This window comes from Colwellia psychrerythraea (assembly GCF_000764185.1).
Lineage (GTDB): Bacteria > Pseudomonadota > Gammaproteobacteria > Enterobacterales > Alteromonadaceae > Colwellia > Colwellia psychrerythraea_B.
Genome location: NZ_JQEC01000074.1, coordinates 77,639 through 99,122, shown reverse-complemented (window position 1 = coordinate 99,122; position 21,484 = coordinate 77,639). Strand labels below are relative to the sequence as shown.

At 38.9% G+C, this 21,484-nt stretch carries 11 protein-coding genes; 2 read left to right on the top strand and 9 right to left on the bottom strand.

The window, feature by feature from the left end; all coding sequences use genetic code 11:
• The first annotated feature begins 25 nt into the window (after positions 1 to 25).
• A complete protein-coding gene (locus tag GAB14E_RS00820) occupies positions 26 to 3,496 on the top strand; it encodes a DEAD/DEAH box helicase (RefSeq protein WP_033084540.1) in 3,471 nt (1,156 codons plus the stop codon).
• Between the two features lie 175 nt (positions 3,497 to 3,671).
• Here GAB14E_RS00820 and GAB14E_RS24320 read toward each other — a convergent pair whose 3' ends face one another.
• Entirely contained in the window at positions 3,672 to 5,372 is a 1,701-nt protein-coding gene (locus tag GAB14E_RS24320; RefSeq protein WP_052094139.1) for a trypsin-like serine protease, read from the bottom strand.
• 848 nt (positions 5,373 to 6,220) lie between these two features.
• Between GAB14E_RS24320 and GAB14E_RS00830 the strand changes: the two genes are divergently transcribed.
• Complete coding sequence (locus GAB14E_RS00830; protein WP_033084539.1) at positions 6,221 to 8,284, top strand: S8 family serine peptidase; 2,064 nt, start codon at positions 6,221 to 6,223, stop codon at positions 8,282 to 8,284.
• Positions 8,285 to 8,474: 190 nt separating this feature from the next.
• Here the strand turns inward: GAB14E_RS00830 and GAB14E_RS00835 are convergent, their stop codons facing one another.
• The 8 genes from GAB14E_RS00835 to GAB14E_RS00865 all read right to left on the bottom strand — a co-directional run bounded on the left by GAB14E_RS00835 (position 8,475) and on the right by GAB14E_RS00865 (position 21,466).
• Entirely contained in the window at positions 8,475 to 9,698 is a 1,224-nt protein-coding gene (locus GAB14E_RS00835; protein ID WP_033084538.1) for a hypothetical protein, read from the bottom strand.
• Between the two features lie 117 nt (positions 9,699 to 9,815).
• A complete protein-coding gene (locus GAB14E_RS00840) occupies positions 9,816 to 10,328 on the bottom strand; it encodes a transposase (RefSeq protein ID WP_052094137.1) in 513 nt (170 codons plus the stop codon).
• Positions 10,329 to 10,419: 91 nt separating this feature from the next.
• A complete protein-coding gene (locus GAB14E_RS24990) occupies positions 10,420 to 10,557 on the bottom strand; it encodes a hypothetical protein (RefSeq protein ID WP_231562131.1) in 138 nt (45 codons plus the stop codon).
• A gap of 118 nt (positions 10,558 to 10,675) precedes the next feature.
• Positions 10,676 to 13,108 (bottom strand): hypothetical protein, encoded by a 2,433-nt coding sequence (locus GAB14E_RS00845; protein ID WP_033084537.1) that lies wholly within the window; start codon positions 13,106 to 13,108, stop codon positions 10,676 to 10,678.
• Positions 13,095 to 13,772, bottom strand: a complete 678-nt coding sequence (locus tag GAB14E_RS00850) for a hypothetical protein (RefSeq protein WP_033084536.1) — start codon at positions 13,770 to 13,772, stop codon at positions 13,095 to 13,097. Before GAB14E_RS00850 ends, GAB14E_RS00845 begins: the two co-directional genes overlap by 14 nt.
• 103 nt (positions 13,773 to 13,875) lie before the next feature.
• The gene (locus GAB14E_RS00855; RefSeq protein ID WP_033084535.1) at positions 13,876 to 14,739 is read right to left on the bottom strand and encodes a hypothetical protein; all 864 of its coding nucleotides are present in this window, start codon (positions 14,737 to 14,739) and stop codon (positions 13,876 to 13,878) included.
• Between the two features lie 80 nt (positions 14,740 to 14,819).
• Positions 14,820 to 18,230, bottom strand: coding sequence for a hypothetical protein (locus tag GAB14E_RS00860; RefSeq protein WP_156115810.1), 3,411 nt, complete (start codon positions 18,228 to 18,230; stop codon positions 14,820 to 14,822).
• Positions 18,231 to 18,235: 5 nt separating this feature from the next.
• Positions 18,236 to 21,466, bottom strand: a complete 3,231-nt coding sequence (locus GAB14E_RS00865) for a dockerin type I domain-containing protein (protein WP_033084533.1) — start codon at positions 21,464 to 21,466, stop codon at positions 18,236 to 18,238.
• Positions 21,467 to 21,484: the final 18 nt, after the last annotated feature.

Below are 21,484 nucleotides of genomic sequence, written 5' to 3'. Positions count from 1 at the left end.
TTTAATGCTTACTAATTAAGAACTTATGGCCAAAAACACTTTTACTCCTGCATTACTTGAACGACATTTCACTAAAAATGAGTGGAAAAAAGGCGCTAGAATTTATCAGGCTGATGGTATTAAAACCTGTGCCCTTGATGGTGAAATAATTCGTGGTGTCGTTTTTAGTGAGCGCTCTAATCAGTCAAGTTACTTAACGCGTTTAGTGTTAAATATTAAAAATGATGGTATTGCCAGTTATTGTGATTGTTATGTCGGCCGTGACTGTAAACATGGTGCCGCCCTAGCACAGTGTTTTATTCATGAACACTTTGATAGAAACAGTATTGCCACCCCTGAAAGAATTATTGATAGATGGCTCAGCCACTTTCAAGCTCAGCCCAGTAGGTATCAACCCAATCCTCAGCAAAAATCGTTACTGTTCTTTTTAAAACCCAACAGTTTTAACGAAGACGATTATTTAACTTTGGCGATAAAATCTACCCGCGCCAAAAAAAGTGGCGGCTGGAGTAGTTCCCTTGGCAGTGAATATTCTACCAGTTCGTTAATTAATAGTGCCTATGCTACTAACGAGGATGTGGCGGTAATTACCGAGCTAATGCGTACCAACCAATTTGGCGATGACATTAAATATTTTGATTTATTTGCACAGATTATAAAAACAAATCGCTGTTTTTGGGATACAAAATTCAACTTAGACCAAGCTATTACCTTAAGTGAGCCCATAGAAGCAGAGTGGCAATGGATAGCACTGGATAATAATTTACATACGTTACAGCTGGTTTTCAATGAGCCCTCAAGCAGTATTCAAATTATTAAAGCACAACCGCTTTGTTTTTATGATGAAGAAAAAAATTGCTTTGGACAAATTAATACTAATACTCGCTGTGATTTTGAAGCCGATTTACTCAACGCCCCCATTTTTGAAGAAGATAAACTGCCCTGGGTATTGAATAAACTGTCTATGTCGTTAGGTGATGCGGTGCAACGCTTACCTAAACCCAAAACACAGTTCTCACAAGATCTAACCAAGCCCGAAGTGCATTTATATTTTTCTACGCCGCTAGAAAAAAATCCTCAAACGGGTAATGTCAGGGTTAATTTTTCCTATCAAGGAAATTTAGTTAATCCGCACAATGAGAGTGTTACCATTACACCCGAAACCTTATCTGTTAATGATGGTGATAGTGAGGGTGAAAACGATAGTCCAAGTGCGATTTCGGGTGAGAATTCAAACGAGGCTTCAATTGAGGCATCAAACGAAGGGAAGATTTATCGAGACTTGACCTTTGAGCAAGCGGTTATTGATAAATTGACCCGCTTAAAATTTAGTATTGTGCCTATACCTAAGCGGTACGCTTTTATTAATGCTGAGCTTTTGAATAAAGGCGCTTCACTTGCCGATAAAACACCTAAATTTTCCATGATGCTGCAAGGCCGTTATGCTTGGCATCAGTTTTTAGATCAAGAAATCCCCTTACTTAAAGAGCTAGGTTGGCATATCAGCTTTGCCGATGCTTTTTATTATAAATCGCTTGTCACCGATAGTATATTTGATGCCGAAGTGATTGAAACCGATGACCATGATTTTTTCTCGTTAGGATTAAACTTAACCATTGATGGCAAAAAAATGCCCGCCTTTCCAATTTTGCTGGGTGCTATTGAACAATTACCACGATCGGCACTCTTAGATAGAGACAAGGTTGACCCTGAACAAGTCACTCACGAAAATGTCGATGATGATGGTTTAGTTATCGAAAAAGAACCCCTTATTTCGCCCAACACCCCTATTTATGTTGACTTAGAGCATGGTGAATTTGTTGCCTTGCGTTATCAAAGCGTACAGCCAATATTAAAGCAGTTTATTGAACTATTTATGCCTAACGCATTAAATAAAGATGGCACCATGGAGCTATCGCGCTTTCAAGGACATCAAACGTTATCGATGTTAGATGACCAAGGAATGATAGCAACAGGCACAAGTAAGTTAAGAGCCTTAGCTGATAAACTGAGAGACTTTCAACAAATAACCGCTGTGGCACTGCCGACAGGTTTAAACGCGACGTTAAGAACTTATCAGCAGCAAGGACTCAACTGGTTACAGTTTTTGCGGGAGTATCAATTAAACGGTATTTTGGCTGATGATATGGGTTTAGGTAAAACCATTCAAACCTTGGCACATTTATTAATTGAAAAACAGCAAGGCCGTTTGACTAAGCCGGTATTAATTGTTGCGCCCACCAGTGTTATTTTTAACTGGGCCAATGAAATTGAAAAATTTACCCCTGAACTTTCTTATCAAGTCTTACACGGTACTAAACGTCATCAACACTTCGGTTGCCTGCAAAGGCTTGAAGATAATGAAGAAGTCAAAAATCCGGTTGATTTAATTATTACCAGTTATGCCTTACTCACTAAAGATTTAGATCTTTATCGTCAACATAAATTTTATTATCTTATTCTTGATGAAGCTCACTATATAAAGAATCCAAAAACTAAATTATACCAAGCGTTTCAGTCACTCAAAGCGCAGCATAAATTGTGTTTAACAGGTACACCTATGGAGAATCATTTAGGTGAGTTTTGGGCACAGTTTAATTTTTTACTGCCCGGTTTTTTAGGTGGTCAAAGGCAATTTGCCAAGCTGTTTAGAACACCTATAGAAAAACATGGCGAGCAAGAGCGTAAGCAGTTATTAAATCAGCGTATCAAACCGTTTATTTTACGTAGAACTAAAGACAAAATAGCCACTGAGCTACCACCAAAAACAATAATAATTCAAACCTTACGGATTGAAGGTAAACAAGCTGAGTTATATGAGTCAGTGCGTTTAGCCATGGATAGTCGCTTAAAAGATATTATTGCTGAGAAAGGCTTAAAACGTAGTCAGATAGAAGTTTTAGATGCGTTATTAAAATTAAGACAAGTATGTAACCACCCTAAGTTATTATCGCTTGAAGGCGCTAAAAAAGTAAACAAGTCCGCCAAGCTTGATTATTTAATGGAAACGCTGCCAGAGCAAATTGATGAAGGCCGTAGAATATTAATCTTTTCGCAGTTTACCAGCATGCTTGCTTTGATAGAGGAGGAGCTAGTAGCTGCGGATATTGGTTTTGTTAAATTAACCGGTGCAACCACTAAGCGACAAGAGGTCGTTGATAAGTTTCAACGTGGTGATGTGCCCGTGTTTTTAATTAGCTTACGCGCAGGTGGTGTAGGTTTAAACTTAACCGCAGCCGACACAGTTATTCATTTTGACCCTTGGTGGAACCCAGCGGTAGAAAACCAAGCCACAGACAGAGCTTATCGTATTGGCCAAGACAAACCAGTATTTGTTTACAAGTACATTATTGAAAATTCAATCGAAGAAAAGATTCTGAAAATACAGCAAAATAAGGCCGAGCTAGCCAAGGCATTGTTAACTGAAGAAGTAAGTGATAAAAAACTGAGTTTAACCGATGATATTTTAGGAGCGCTGCTGGCACCGCTAGATTAGTTTACGAAATATCCCCATGCCACTATACAATGCAAGGGGTTAGCTGGATTATAGAATGCTTTAGGAAGGGTTTATTTAAAACAGTTAACTGTGAATCGAAGTGTTTTCTCTCCTGTAAAGTATATAGAAATGGCGTCATTAAGACGCCATTTTATAAAGAACTTAATAATCAGTGTTACTGGCAAACACCTGTAAATGTCCAAACATTACTAAAAATTTCTGGAGAAGCACCTGTTGACCACCAAATAGCATCATATTTTTTACCGTTATAAGACACTTTATCGCCAAGCGCATAAGAGGTTGATGAAGACCAAGCAGAAATGCCATCACAACCTGGGTCAACAATAACATCACCACTGACAACGACTACTTTGCTAACCGTATTTGATAGACCTTCACTGTCCATTACCGTTAAGACAACGTTGTAACTACCATCAGCGGCATACGTATGTGTAGGGTTAGCAGTAGAAGAAGTTACACCATCGCCAAAGTTCCAGCTGTTTGAAACAACCGCTTTATCATCTGATGAACTATTACTAAATGACGCCGTTAACTCATTTGTAGAAACGGAGAAACTTGCTACTGGTACTTCATTCTCATCTGGACATTGATCATCACCGCCATCATCACCAATAACTTTCCACACATTAGTATAAATGGTTGGCACAGCGCCGGTAGACCACCACGTAGCTTCGTAGTTAATGCCTTGATGCGACACTTTATCAGCAATAGTATAACTTGCTGAAGCACTCCACGCTGGGTACGCCTGCTCACTTGTCGCTAATGATGGACACGTATCACCAGCAATAATAACGCTTGCTGCTGTTGAATCAGTTTGACCTTTTGTATCAGTTACCGTAAGTGTTACAGTGTAACTGCCCGCATTATCATAAGTATGAACAGGGTTAGTTGCTGAGCTTGAAGTCGCATCACCAAAACTCCAGCTTGAACTAGCAATACCTTTATCATCAGTTGAATTATTACTAAACGACACGGTATTACCATTTACTGAAGAAGAAAAACGCGCTTCAGGCGCTTCATCTATTACAGTACCGTCATCAGGTTTAACCCCCGTTTTACTCTCAATCCAAGCTAAATATGCGGTTGTGCGAGTAAATGCTGTTGCACCGACACAATTTTTACCCCAACTTACTGTGCCAATACTGTAATATTTACCACCCGATTGTATTGCATATGGGCCACCACTATCACCATTACATGCAGAAGTACCATTTGGACCACCACCACAAATAACACCACTATCTACATTTGCACCCAACTGACTTGAACAGCTCGAATTAGAAATTACCGGTAAAGCCACTTCGCGTAACTTATCACTTGGGGTTCTACTGCCGCCATACGTTAATCCCCACCCAGAGACTGTTACGTATTGACCAACCGATGCAATTTGATCCGCAATAACTTGGGTTGGCAATGATGCTGGCGTAATTGAACTACTAGCAGGTGTTGCTAAACGCAATACTGCGATATCGTAACCAGAGGTAATATTGCTTGCTCCGCGCCAATTTTCATGAGAAATAATTTGGCTAACACTGTGTGTAGTGCCGTCGCCAGCACTCATGCTATGCGCGCCAATTTTTACAGTTAAGTTACTCGTTGATGCACTATCTAGACAATGACCAGCCGTTAACACCCAGTCTTTGCTGATTAATGTACCGCCACAGCCTTGGCGACCATTCATTAATAAGGCGACTTGATACGGACGTGAATACGGCGTAGTTTCGCTACCGCCAACAACTTGCGGTGTTACTTCATTTGCTTGCACACTTGTTGAACATAACGCTAAGGTAGTTGCTAATACACTGAGTGATAAAATAGCTCTGCTTTGTTTATTTTCTTTGAATAAATTTTTCATAGTTACCTGTCTCTTTATAATTATTTTAATATCTCGATGGCTACTGCTTGGAATTAACCCAAACCACAGAACCTCAAATACTATCTTAGATTGATCGAATTTCAATCATTTATTAAAATAACTAACTGGTCATTCCAGACAATCCCACTATAAAAAAAGAATAAAAAACAAACAAAACCAAGTAGACAAAGGCATGTATGCGTAACATAAAATTTACACTTGTTAACAAAAGGTTAACCTAGTCATTTGTATTGTCATACATATGTCATTAAAAAATGTTAGCGAGTTAGACAATTAAAACCGTATTGGAGTTAGGTGGTTAGCCATGTATTTAGGGAATTAGGGAAGAATAAAATGAGTTCACGATAAAGGATAAACCGTAGAACCGACATAACCCACTCAAATAAACAACCTTAAATACAATTACTTACACAATCAAAACAATTAACCATAATGCTAACACTTAATCCTTTACCCTTTATCCCTTACATCCACACATATAACATTAAGAAATAACATATAACCAAAGCCGATATATCGTTATGGCAATATTTGGCTAAAAGCAAACTACTAAATCTATAGTTGTAGTGGTTAACCAGATAAGAAATATCATTAATTTTCATAGAGTAAAATGACCTACTTTTTCGTACTAACTGACAATTCAGTTCTAAAAAAAGCCAAGGTAAATCTCAGATACCAAACAAAAACACTCTCAGACACAATAAATACCTACTTGCTTACTGTTACTTTTTAGTCATATTATTTAACGCCATGTTAACAAGTGGTCTGTTTTAACGAATAAAAATTTAACGAATAAAAACAATAATTATTAAAATAGAGAGAAGAATATGAATAATGGAAAGTTTAAATTATCAATGTTAGCAGCGGCTATCGCCTTGCCTTTAGTTACTCTGTCTTTAAATGCACAACCAATAATAAAAGAAGAACAACGCTTTATTGTTACCTTCAAGGCAGATAAAGCATTAAAAAGTAACGCGAGCATGTCTTTTGCACAAGGCCTACAAGTCAATGCATTATTTGATCAAGCTGCAGCTAATGTTGATGCACAAATTGTCAAACGTTTGCCCGCCTCAAATGCAATGGCCGTAATCCTAACACCAAGTCAACAAGCAGCCTTAGCAAAAGATACGTCAATTCAATCTATTGAAGTTGATCCTAAACGTTACCTATTGGCAGAAAGTACACCTTATGGCATCACTATGGTTCAAGCTTTGCAATTGTCAGACTCGGGATCGGTTAACCAGAAAGTCTGTATTATGGATACCGGCTATACGTTAAGCCATGCTGACTTACCTAGCTCAGGCGTAACAGGTGATGACGGTTATGGTAGTAACAATACCGGTAATTGGTATAACGACGGTAATGGCCATGGAACACACGTTGCTGGAACCATTGCCGCAATTGGCAGTAATAATCAAGGTGTTGTCGGTGTTAACCCTTCAGGTAAATTAGGTTTACATATTGTTAAAGTCTTTAACGATTCAGGTAGCTGGGCTTATGGCTCTGATCTTATTGAGGCCGTTAGCCAATGTAAGGCGGCAGGTGCAACGGTTATTAGTATGAGTTTAGGTGGTAGTGCGTCGTCTACAGCTGAGCAAACGGCTTTTGATTCAGCCTTCGCTTCTGGCATATTAAATGTTGCCGCCGCGGGCAATGATGGCAACTCATCTATGTCATACCCAGCGTCATACGGATCGGTTATGTCAGTAGCCGCAGTTGACAGTTCAGGCAGTGTCGCTAACTTTTCACAATATAACAGCCAAGTGGAAATTGCCGCTCCTGGGGTTGGAGTAAATTCAACCTATAACGATGGCGGTTATAAATCATTAAGTGGTACCTCAATGGCAGCGCCACATGTTTCCGGCGTTGCTGCATTAGTATGGGGAAATAACCCAAACTGTACCGTACAACAATTACGTAATGGCTTAAACGCCAGTGCACAAGATAAAGGCAGCAGTGGGCGTGATAATTATTATGGCTATGGCATTGTTAAAGCAAAAGATGCTGACAGTTACTTAAAAAATGTCTGTGGTACCCCACCACCTAATTATGCACCAGAGGCTGATTTTTCTTCGAATGTTAATGGCTTAACAGTAACCTTAACCGATAAATCGACTGATGACACCTCAGTTACAAGTCATAATTGGAGCTTTGGTGATGGCAGTTCATCATCAGCGAGCAATCCTAGTCACACCTATTCTGCAGATGGCAGTTACCAAGTCAGTTTAACCGTTAGTGACGCTCAAGGTCTAACTGATAGTAAAACGGCTACAGTAACGGTAGCAGATGGCATTATCATTGGTGACTGTGCGCCAACATGGTCTGCAAGTACCAATTACCAAATAGGTGATAAAGTCAGCCATGGTGGTTATGAGTATGAGTCAACTTGGTGGTCTACCGGCGCTTCTCCTGCAATTTATAGTAATGTTTGGAAAAAATTAGCTGAATGTGACGGTACTTCAATTCCTGATGAAAACCAAGCACCAGTTTCTAGCTTTACTTATAATGCAACCGCATTATCTGTGAGTTTTAACAACACAGCCACTGACGATAAAGCAGTCAGCAGCTATAGCTGGAGCTTTGGTGATGGCAGCTCTTCAACAAATGACAATCCAAGCTACACATATAACGCACCAGGTAGTTATCAAGTAAGCTTAACTGTCTATGATGCTGAAGGACTTAGCCATAGTTCAAGCCAAACAGTGACGCTAAGTGATGATAGCAATAACCAAGGTTGTGATGGGCTAGCTGCATGGTCAGTCTCTACCTCTTATGCCGTAGGTGATAAAGTATCCCACAACGGACATAAGTATGACGCAATTTGGTGGTCAACAGGTGCTTCTCCAGCAGTGTTTAGTAATGTGTGGAGTAAAGCTGGAACTTGCCAATAAGTCTCACTTATCAATGTATTATAACTATCAACACGTTATAACAACCATTGTATAACTTAGTAAAATGGCGTCTTCTATGACGCCATTTCACTATTAAATTTTAACCGCGGATTACAATACTTACTTACCTAGCTCGCTTACCTAGCTCGCTTACATAGTTCATTTACCTAGTTAAGCTTAAAGACTACACTCAAAGACTATGCTCAAAATAAATACGATAAGTTGACGACCATATTGGGTAGGCAACTTCCAATAAATAACAAGAAAAATTCTTTTTGTCTAAGTTAGCAAATGAAAATAAATAATCGCTCATTTCACCAATAGCCATAGTGCCGTTGACTTGTGCGCCGGGGGAGTCAGGGTGTAATACTTTTAATTCAGGGAATTCAGCTAAACGTTCAGTCCACATGTCATCAGAACGCAAATTACCCTCTTCTACTTTTTGATTTCCCGAATAACAGCCGACATTAACAGTACTACGCATATCGAGTTTCTTTTCAAGAAAAACTAACATCACTAACTTTTTGGTTGGGTTTTTTATAGAAATACTGGTTGAACTGCATTTACTCTCATGTTCTAAAGGATTGGCCAATTCATCAGGGTTACAGAATAAAAAGGTGGCATCAAAGCTTTTAACGCCAGGTAAATCATTAAACACAATGCCTGAATTACTTGGTGAATAACTCGCGTAGGCCGATAATAATCCTTCGCTCGAGTATTCATCAACCACACCGATATGAAATCGGCCCAGCTCTATGCGTGATTCTGCAGTAATTTTTTCTGGTGTAGTAAAGCCGTCAGGGTTTGGACGAGTATAAAACTGTACAAAGGGTGGCGCAGCTTTTGAGCGAACAATATTCTGTTTAGAAATCATGGCGACTTCTTGCAGAAACTCTTTGTTTTGATCACTTTCTTTTAATACGTAACAGCTAAACAATGTATCAATTGACGAGCCAATCAGTTGTTTCGACGCTACATAATGCTGTTCACGTTTTTCTTGTGCACTCAGTTGATTTTTATCAATGGTAATAGATGATTTATGACTTAATAAACGTTTTAATTCTGCATGGCTGCGTGCGTATTTTTTTAGCTGGCTATCAAAGGCAGCTACAGCGCTTCGCGCTTCTAACATAAACTGCGTTTCTAATGACTGTTTACTCACTTGCGTCAAAAATTCTTGTAGACCCGCGATGCCAGGTAAGTCGCATAGTACCTGTTTTCCATCTTTGCTTTTATTAATAGCGTTAAGAATACGTTGACAATTAGAGCGATTAAATTCGAGCCAGTTTGACATGCCGGCAATGGTTTGTGCTGCCTGAGGAAACTCATGTACTAAGTGACGTAAAACACTTTTTAAATTTTCACCTGTACGGTTTAATGCAATTAAATCTTCTTTTTCTAATAACATAGTCATTTTATAATTTTTTAACTTTTAATAGTTTAGTGAAGGCTATTTTTAATTAAAATACAGCACGCCTAATACGCAACCAATGTAAAGTAAATATGCTGAGGTTACCATGAACTTATTAAGTTAATCTAGCTTGTGAAACGACAAACCAATGAATTTTACCCACACGAATACCAGCGAGATGCTGTTTAGGGCGATATGTTCATTTAAGTTACGCATCAGCCAAGATAAATCACTTAAGCGACTTCGCCATTGATTGATAATCTTTTGCGTTTTATCAATCTCAGCTTGGCAACTGCTCTCACTTTTTTGTAATCGCTCAACTAATGGATGGCTATGGTAAAGCTGCTGCCAACGCTGACAAACCTCATCGTCACTCCATGCCAGTGCTTCGCTTTCATCAATATACACAACAAGGTGATAGTGATTCGACATAACCGCATAAGCCGCTATATCTATAGCAAAAATAGACATTAAAAAGCGAATACGCTCAACCATCCATTGTCGGCGGTGTTCAAAGCTTTGCTTGGTGTGATTGTCTTCGCCGCATAAATAGGCACGTCGAACACAACGGGATATTAAGTGATAATAACGGGTGTCTTGAAGGGATACTTGTTTGCTACGTGCTTGAGTCATATTGAACACCTCTTTACTGGTGGTTATTCAACCACAATAAAGAGCTGTGATTTAATCAATAAAGTTTGGGTGTCCCAATATTTTCCACTACCTAACCTCGCCGATGGTCAAAATCCTGCCCTGTATTTTTATCTTCACCGCACAAAAAGGCACGTCGAACACAACGAGAAATACAGTGATAATAAGGTGTATCAGCTAAGCTAATCAATTGCTTTCTTGCTGTTGTCATAACAAATCTCTAAATTATGATTATGTATTAATCATAATTTAGAGATTTGTATTATTCAATGATAAGCGACTGTCCTTGTTAATTTTGATGTTGTTAATTTCAATTGTTATTAATTCGATTAATCTTTATCTTCTTTAGGTATTCCTGTAACTGATACGCCGTCGTAACCTTGGTTTTTATTTCTTTCGATTTGTTCAGTCAGGTCGTCTTCTGTAACTTGAGGACTAAACCACAAAATATGGTTTTGGTCGCCTTTACCAGTGTCATATTTAAAGTGTTTGTTAGTAATAGGCTTTCCACTAGCGTCCTTGCTTGCAGAGAAAATACTATCTAATGCAATATTACCATCATACCAAGCATAGTGCGGTTCCGCATTTAATAATGTGGCTTTAATTCGAGCAGGAGTTCTTGGTCTATCATCAAGGTCTGCACCTCCAATACTACTATGAAGATTCTTATCATTGGCTTTAACCACTAAACGTACCGCACCATATAAATGTTCAATAGATTCAATGGCTGACTTTTTAATAATAACCAACCAACGACTACCTTTTAAGTGTACATTTGTAGCATCAAGCTCAGGAAAATCATCTCTAATGGCGAGTACTTTAGGGTTACTTGAGTCATCTAAATCAATAAATACAAGGTCAGCCTTATTTAGCATTTTAATAGACGCGGATTCAGATATTTCACCATTTCTTAGCGCTGATTCAAGTTTTAAACCTATTTCAAAACCACTATTACCTTCCTGCGGTGATTTAATCGGCTCACTGAAAGTTAAATAAATATCAATGTCTTGATTATGATATAACGGTGCAGTGGGGATTTCACGATTCAGTTTTCGTTTCGCAGTAAATAGTGCTTGTGATACATAACCCACCGACGTATCTATACTATCTTGAGTATTAGCTAAAAACGCATGACCATTTTTCCAACGCGCATCATAAGCAGTAAATTCATAATCAGCCAAAGTATCATCGGCTTGTTTAACTTTAATAACTTGTTGCTTAACCTTCAGTGCCTTCAAATATGGAGGTGAATTAATAGTGTTATACCAGTAAGCTGAAAAGCCAGCTGAATACTGAATAGCTAAGGGCACCAATTGTTGGCCAAATTTAGTCAGCAGTTTATTTTTTTCAGTATTACCATTAAGAGCATTATTATCTTTACTATATTCTTGAGTTAATTCAGCCCGTATTCCGTTATGAGTAACGGCAAAGTCACTTTCGTCTCCTCGAAAAGAGTCACCCGTTTTTTGCTCGAGATAATAATAACCGGCGGGGCCATCAAACCTCTCCGTTGGCCACCAATCATTATTAGACCACCAAAAAGTTTTATAGTGATAATTACCTACACCTTCAATAGTCCATACGGCAAACTCATAAAACGAACGGTTGTCATGGTACAGCCCTTTATTTTTCGTAATACCATTTTCATCTAACTCTTTATACTGAAACATATCAGCAAGTTCACCACCCGACTCAATCTCATCACTCGTTGGTGTATTTATACCATCAGGTTGTAAAACACCTTGAAAAACAGAGGCATTGTAGACTTTATGCGCCAAACTATTGCTTGTCCATTTAATGGTACTTTGTTTATCTGGCCAAATATCTTTTACGGTGTTTACCGTAGCCGCGGCACTACCCGCATTTAAAAACCAATTACTATCATTAGTGGTCGGAGCATCGTCAGGTCCGGTACCATAAAATTGAAAAATTTTATTTGGTAAATAATGCCCTTCGTAGTCATCTAGCTCATCATCAGAAAAAACCAGATGACCATCGTTTTGTACGTGGGCAATTGAACTCATATCTTCCACATGATGCAAAGCTTCACCAAAAGTTTGAAAAGATAAATGTTTGGAAAAATACACTTTGTCGGGGTTTACGCTAGCTGCTCTAATATTATTTTTTAACGTTTCGTCAATGTCATACCAGTCGTCTTCCCAGTTATCATCACTAACATCATGACCTATTTCATAACCATACTGGTTAGCTGAACGAACTAAAAAAGATAATGCGCGAGTTTTACTATTTTCACCAAGCTCTTTACCCAGTATTGTTAATGGAGCTGTACTATAGGCATGATAAAAGTGGTTTAATACCTTAGTAAATGGGTGATCTTCACGTACGACACCACTAATTACCGTCATATCATTAATTTCATGCAAATTAGCATAAGGTGTGGTAACTAAATCATGCCAAAAACCATCGGCTTCATCGACATTTGCCGCAGCCATATCAGGATAGATGCGTTGATTCTCAGCAGTCGATAACCAAGGGCCATTCGTTGTTGTATTCCATGCGCCCCAAAATAAAGGAAATTCACCACTGTCAAGTATCCGTCCATCTGATGTCATACGGTAAAGCTCAGTAAACTCACCTTTAACTTTATCTTGTTTTTCAAGTAGGCGAATAGCTTCAAGGGTGATAACCGGATGGGTAACTTTGGTATCATGCGCCAACGCTGCAAAAGAGATATTGGCAACAAAGATGGTTAGTAGTATTTTAACTATCGAGTTATTTAATTGCTTATTAAGTACGTACACGAATACCCTCTCTAACTTGTTGTTCAACTGCTTTAGCTTCAGAGGAATTCATCTTATCACCAAAAATAGCTGTCATTTTTAATGTCAAATATTTTTCGACCAAATCTTCTCGACCTAATTTTACCAAAGCAACAAAATAACGTTGTGAAATAGAATGTAAACGAGCGATTTGTTGTCTATGTATTGCTTCTAATCGGCTTTTAGCCCCCCATTTCATTCCGTTTTTAATCTCTTTTTCAGTAACCCCCTTATTTTTTTTAATAATAGGATCTGGTAAAACAATAATAACATTTTTATCGGCAGTATTAATGGTGACATATTCTGTTGAATACTGATAATAATCCATATGTTGCACACTTAAGATCATGCCAATACCGGTATCCTCAGTATCAAGCACATAACCGCGAGGCAAGGTAACTTTTTCACCACTGTTAACAAGGAGTTTTTCTCTATAAGTATGGTTAGAGCGAAAAAGTGAATTAGGGCGATTAAATGACAAACCAACGATAATATCATCTACTTTCGCACCACTTTGAGTTTGCACGGTGAAGGTAAAAGGACCATAACGTCCCGAAACTACTGAACAGCCGGCCATAGATAAAAGTAAAAACAGTACAGTGAGTTTTGTTAATATCTTACGGTGTGAATATTGTGCTTTTGTCATTGAATTCTCTTCTCTTTTCTATAATAAATGCCATGACGGAAAAATTAATAAACTTATAATAAAAAGGTTACAAACCTTGCTGCTACATAGGATGCATTTATTGTTACATTAATGCTGATTTAGTAATTTTCGCAGCATCGTAAGTGCCACTTATTTGATAACCTAACATGCGTACAATAGCTTGCATGGGAGGATACGTTATTGCAGCATTACCATTGTCTTCATTAATGATTTTAAGGCGTTTTAGTAAATCAATTTTATTGTTCGTTAGCAAATATTCATATGCTGTAAGTACTAAAAATGTTTCGCTGCGTTGATATAGCGTACCCACTAACTTATCTTTTTCATCATTACTTACCCAATTAAAAACATGGTAACGATGTATGAGTTTTTTATCCCAACTTCGCATACTAGAGCCGTCAATAACCGTATTAAATTCAGTGCCCGTAATAAGATGTGACAAACCTAAAGCTGCATGAATACGGTCGTCCGCAATGGTAGTATCTGCCATTACCGTTAGTATGTTGTTTTTTTGGTCGGTTAGATTTAGACGTCCGGCCAAATAAGCCGCCATTGAACGAATGATACCCGCTTGGCTTGGTTGAATATAGGTTGCCACATAAGGAATCATCCAGCTCTCAGGGTGGCTGGATAAATAAGCTAGCGCACCTTGTAGGTTTTTAGCACTTGCCGTACCTGTATCCAAAATTCCTTTAGCATAAGAGTCACCACTGACCGAAGGTCCAATGCGTATCAACGCAGTAAAAACAAACTGTTGCCGCATTACATTAGTGCTACCTTCACTAGCTAAAGCAATTACTTCATCAATGGATGCTTGCGTTGGTATAGTGCTTAACTGCACTAATCGGTTTATCGCGGCTTGGTCATCTGTAGCCGAAGCTAATGGTGAAAGTATTAAGCTACAGAGCATTAATGCACCTAGATAATATTTTGCTAGTTTTTTCATAGGACACTTCCTTTTAATTTTAATATTCAAATCATCTCCATCATAAATTCAAGTGACAAATAACACATTGATTAGAGGCGTTATAGGCTTTCAACCTTAGCTTGAATTAAGTAATTTCCGGGTATTTCACTAATACCGACGACTTCAACATACAAGGTTAACTTGTCATCAGTCAATTCAGGTAACTTACTTAAAGGAATCAGGGTACCTGTTGGCACAAAGTCACCAGCCTCAGTGACAGATAAGTGGTTTCTGTCTTTTGTTGACTTTTTAGTCCAAACTCTCAATACCCCCTTACTTGGAATGTATTGTTTTTTGTCTTTGTCTGACTCTTCATCACCATCGTTTTTGGCATCTTCATCATAAAAGTGATATTCGAACTTTGCTTGGCTTTCTGGTACAGAAGCATAATAAGAAAGTTGTAAGAACGTATTATCACGCCCCCCCTCTTCTCCAAGGTTGACATGAATAACTAGAGGTACAAAAGTGGTTTGTTCTATTGCGTTATAGTTAGCAAAGCCTGGTAAAGTATTATCATTACCTCCTTCATTTTCAATACTTGCATCAACAAAAATTAGTTTCCCTGGTTTATCTTCATCATTAAACTTTGACTCAATACGTTCTTCAGCCGCAGATAAGTCTGGCTTACCAAAACCATTGTTATTGTCTGAATCGATATCTAAGTCATTGGTTAAAAAAGCATACTCCCACAATATATTACTGGCATCATTATTACTGTATAATCGCATAGTTAAAAAGTCTTCTGGATCTAAGTTTGCTAAATGCTCGATATTGCTGAAGGAAATGCTGTTATCTTCACCGATGGTAATAATTTGCTCTTCTTGACCTAGTGCTAAGACTAATTGTTGTGGGCCGTCTATCGCGGTTAATCTGTCATAGTTACTACTAATTAAAGAGTACAACGCTGTGATGTAGTCATCGCTAATGGTTATAATCGGATTGTCACTATTTAGGATATTAGAGCCCGTTGTTGTGCCATTGTCATCGGTTGCGGTAATTGATTGCATTTCTAAGCCGAATTGGCTGAATTGATACTCTGGACGATACGCCCAACTATAAGCTGGCAACGGTTTATTAGGTTTGTCGGTAATAGTGTCATCAGCGAGTAAACCACGATATACATGGTAGGTTAGCCAAGTTAGGTCTTCATCGGGAAGTGGCACTAAGAAAGGCACTAACAGGTTAGGTCTGCTGTCATAAGGTGCGGTGAAACCAGGTTCAGTAAAGCTTGGGCAACTACCGCCACTACCACACTCTTGATCTTTACCCTTGCCAATAACATGCACATAGTAGTGCTCAGCAGTGCTTAGATTACTACCTACATTGATAACTTGTGTTTTTCTGCCTGGTGCTATCGCAAAAGAGGCTAAGTCATTACCTGCGCCAACGCCCTGTAATTGGTTTGCTCCAACAACTTTTGCCAAGCGTCCAGTAAAACCATACTGCTCGCCATCATCTAAGCCAAGCTCCTCTGGTAGGGGGTTTCCGTATTCATCGAGCCATTCGGTATAAATGGTGATAGTGGTATCACTGGTTAAGGCTGCACCTTCAGTACCAATGGTATAGGTGCGTTCTTCACCTTTTGTCAGGCCTTTTTCAACATCGTATTTTCGTTCTGCCCATATTTTTAAATTAGGTGGTCTTAAAACAATAGGTGGTGCTAATACGGTCAGGCTTCCTGAATATGTTCTATTTATTTGCGCTTTGGCGGTGCCCATGTAACCCGTAGCGCGGTTAATGGCAACAATTTTAATGTACTCGCCTTCACGAATGTAGTCAGACTTTTTCTGTTGAAACGGCTCGGTTAATTGATAATCAGTCGCCCATTCTTCATAGTTTGATTTTCGTCCTTTATAGCCTACTCCGCCACCTATATTCAGGCCCCAATCTCTAGGGCCGCGCAGCATAACTCGGTAGCCAACAAGTTGCGTTTCTTCATCTAGCTGTACTTCACCGCCTCTAACCTCAGCTTCTTTTAAGCCGTTTCGTTCCATGATTAATTGCCCGGTCGACTCTCTAAAAAAGAGCACGTCGGTATTCCGTAAATCAGCAGTACTAATACTCTCTAACAAACCAACAGAGGCTTTACGAACCTCTTGGTCAATAACACGTAGTAAATCAGGTGCTTCCCCTGCTTCAGGTGTTTGAAAATAAAGTCCTTGTAAATCACCATCGGCATTGGCTTCAAAAACCTCTTCATCATCGCCATCTGCATTGGCTTTTGTTACCAAGTGACCTTGAACTACACTATCCGCCTGTCCGTCACCATTAAAATCATAAAAGTGCTGTAAGCGGTCATCGGCCTCTTCACTAAAAGAGGTATGTGTTGTTTCACCAATGGGCACATCAAAGCCATGTTGGTTGCTAATATACATCACCCCTGTGAGGAACATCACATCAGCATAGAGGTTACTTTGATAAAAGGGCGTCGATATACTGGCTAAAATACCAATAACTGCTGGTACTAACATAACAGGCACTAAATCGGCATAACAATAGTCGTAGCCTGGTGTTTGTAAAAAGTACGATCGTACAGGACTGCCCATGGGTAGTAAATTGGTATAATGAAGTTCGGACCATACGTTGGTGGTAAATTCAAATCCCCCAATAGGGCATATAGGCATGAAAAATGAAAAACCATATTTTCCGTTTCTATCCGTTACATCAACCCCGCCTATATAAGCAAATTCATCTACGTTAACTTTGACACCGGGTACTGGGCCAAATACCGTTTCATCACGATCTACGCTGCCGTGGCTTTTTCCTGTTTGTGCTTCATTGGGCTTGCCAAAAAATCCGGTACGATAACCTATATGTTTATTTGATTGCGCAAGAATATTTCCTTCAGGACTGACGACAAGCGATACTGAGTCATCAGCCACCTGAGCAGTGGTATGGTCAAATGAAAGCTTAAGCAAGGCTAATTGATTAGGGTCAGGTAATATGCGATCACTTTGCCCTCTTACTAACACACTGTTTATATTACTAGATAAACCAGGGGACGAAATAATGGTGATATTGTCGGCCGTCTTAAAACTGGCCGATAAAAAGGCATCACGCGACATTAATTGTGCACCTTTGGCCAGTGTGTCTTTGTATTGCAGCTTAAATACTTCTATGCGCTGTTGCTCGGCAAAAAAAGCGGCTGCAGACATAATTGATAGTTCAGTTACATTATTTCCGCCACCTACTGATACCACACCAGCTTCAGTGCCATCTTCATTGTAATTCACTAAAATAGGTTGATTGGTTGCAGGATCAAGTACAACCGAACGCGCCATAACATAACCATGTTTCATAGCGACATTAGGTACAGGTCCTACGTACATAGCAGGCCCCCAAATAGCAAAAGCAGAACTAGAAGAAAGTATGCCAACAAGCCCCCATAAAAGGGTACGTTTTTTATGCTTAAAACTCACTATTATTGTGGTGAACCTGTTAGTTAAACAGTTCATTAATTGACTCATCATGTGTCTTAACCTTCTTCCTTCAACACGGCTTGTAACTGTGCTTTTAATTGTTGTATTGTTACATCACCTTCTGCATAACTTATTAAAGATTCTGCTAAATTTTGATGAACTTGTGCATAACCAATAAAATCTAACGAAGTAAGATTAACGGTGCCGACACTTATCACTTTGTTATTTTCAACTCGCCCAACCCCAATAGGTTCAATAACTTGTTGGTTAGCGTTGTAACCCACTAACACTACATAGGGGTATGACTCTGGATTTAAGTAGTTATGACTACCTGACAGTTTGGGAATACTTAACGTTAAGCTAATATCACCTTCAACCGTAACGCCTTTAGGTTGGCTTGAGTATATCCATAAAGGTACTGCACCTGGCCACATTCTTACACCAATATGTTCAAATGGCAGGAACTGCAAATGGGCTGCACCATCTGTTCGTCCTTTATCAAAAAGAACTTTAGCTTGAGTAAGATCAAGTATTAAGTCGCCACCAACAAGGTTATTAACTTGACCACTGCTTATACTTTGAAATGCAATATTACGGTCTAATTCTTGTAATGTGAGCCTTTCTAAATTGTTACCATAGTTTCTCTGTACACTTATTTGAGTATTTATCATGCCTAGATTAGGCGTAGTGAAGTTTTGATTTATTGCTAAGGTATACTGTCCGCTCGGAATTACCTGCTCACCTGTTTCTTGATAACCAAAGGCAAAACCGCCGTCACCATCGGTCTTTGTTTTACGGTTCAATTCAGGTATTTCAACCTCAACCCCTGCTAACGGTTGTCCAAATTGATCCGCTACAGCGCCATTAATTAAAGTTGGTAATTCTCTTACTGAAAAAAATGAACGTGATACTTCATTTCCGTCATATATCACATCAACATAAACCTCGGCATTAAAACCAAACATTTTATTTGCATAAAAGGCAACACCTGTGCTCCCAGGGTTAAGCTCAGTTTCTCCCGGTACAAGCATATTATTGCGATGAATATCAACTAACTTGTAGCCTTCTGAGCTAAGGTAGTCAGTGCCCAAGTCATCTTCATTAATATAAGTTTTTCCGTGTAAAGTTTCGAGCACCTGCACCGACAATAAACTTAAATCTATTTCTTTATTAAAATAAATTTCTATCGGCGCATTTGGCTCAATGAAGTCACTGTTGTTAATAGGCTCTACCCGCACAACCTCAACAGCAACATCAATGAAGGATGTTACGTTCACATCTATTTCACTTTGAGTGATAAGTTCGCCATTTTGGCCGTGAAGGGAGATAATTATTTTCATCTGTGCAGCTATGGCTGGTAACCTTATAGTGCCACTTGCTAAAGTACCGCTAATATCCATATTGACCGGAGTACTCAAGTTATTATCTGATAAAAATTGAATGCTCGCAGTTTCGTTTCCTAAGATGCCATCCATTCGAGCGACTACCTGCACCGAAATAGGATCACCTTTAGTGATATACGCAGTATCCTGCGCTGGCATTAACGGCACTAAAGATGCCGTTTCATTATTATGTAAAAGGTATTCTACCCTTCGATGGTTACCACTTTGATCATAGGCAGATATTGTTACCGGTAAAGTTGTTTGACTTGCTACTGGGATTGACACTGAAAAAGCGTAAGTATTATCAATACCTGTTGGTTGTAAGGTGACTGGCTCATTATTAAATAAAACACTCGCCAAGTTATCATCACTTATAGTGCCTTTCATTAGATAAGGCGAGCCACTAATCAAGTTTGTTTCTGAAAGAGATAATGGTGACTCTAAGGTAATTATTGGTTCAGAAATGTCTCGATAATAAGTGATATTTTGAGTTGAGGACTTGTTCAAACTGTCAGTAGCAACAATAGTGGCGGCAATGACACTCTCTATATCATTAAAGCTCACTAATTCGTTTAAGTTATACTGTGTTTTTCCACTCGTCGCTTCAACAACAACATTACCATTAAACATTACTGTTAATGGCCCTGCACTGCTTTGTATAAATGCCGACACGCGAAAGCTTTCTTGATTGAGCAATGCTCCGTCACTAGGACTGTTGAGGGTAATTGTAGGTGCTGCAATTTCATCTGCATTTTCCACGGTATAGTGAATATTAAGTACAAATTGGTCTTGCTTATTGCTAGAACTCTTTACCGTTAGGTTAAAAGTATTCAAGCCATGTTCTAGTGCTACCCCAGGAATTGAGAATGCATAAACATTGGGTGTATCAGTTGTTGTTGGTGTGAGTTGCCATTCATCCATCCAGAATGTCAGTTCATTCACTGGGAGAATAGAAAAAATTTCACCACTAATGGTGGTATTACTGTTAGTAGTGACACTGCCATTATTTGGCAATATGTTCATTAAAGAAGGTGCTGGATCTCTATTAATAACTAGCTCAACATAAGCTTCGTTACCAGAATTATCTTGAGCAGTTACCTTGATGGCATTTGCTAAGGCTTTTAACGGGACTTCAATAGCAAAAGCACCATTACTGCTATCAAAACTGCCGGTAAACTGGGCTTCAGGATATCGGTCAGACTCAATGATTATCGATTTTATGCCGGAATATGGCTGAACTGGATCTTCAGCTACCCCTGATACGATATAGAAGCTGTCTTCAACTTCAATCGGTCCTGTGTTATTTAATTGTATTTGTGGCTTTACTGTATCGGGGTAATCTTCTGGTGATTCAACATTAATTATAAATATAGGAGAGCCATCACTCGACTTATAGTGGTTAGAACCATTAACTCTAATTTGCAATTCATGTGTACCAATACTGAGCAAACCAAAATTATGTTGATAGCTGCCTTCAATAAAACTGCCCTGATGCCAGCTTGTGTTATTAAGGTTAAACTCAACCAGATCAATTCTATCTATTAGCGGAGTCAGCTTGACAATAAAGGCTTCTGTATTTAGTAGCGGGCGATTTTCTGCATAACCAGGATAAAATAAGCTCGCAGCGGGAGCAGCTTTACAATACAGATAACTACATAGAAACCTCAGTTCCCTTGCATCACGGGAGTCAATAACTCCATCTTGATTCAAATCATAAGAGGGAGGGAGGACCTCTCCCCTTCTTATCATCAAGCTCATAGTACGCAAATCAGTAAAATCGACATCGCCGTCATTATCAAGATCACCAATAATGGCTTCATTAACTGGAGTAACTTCTTCGGCAACACTTGCTAAACAAGTAAAAAAAACCAATAAAAATAGCATAACCTTTTGTAGTGTAATCATAACCTAGCCTATAACCCA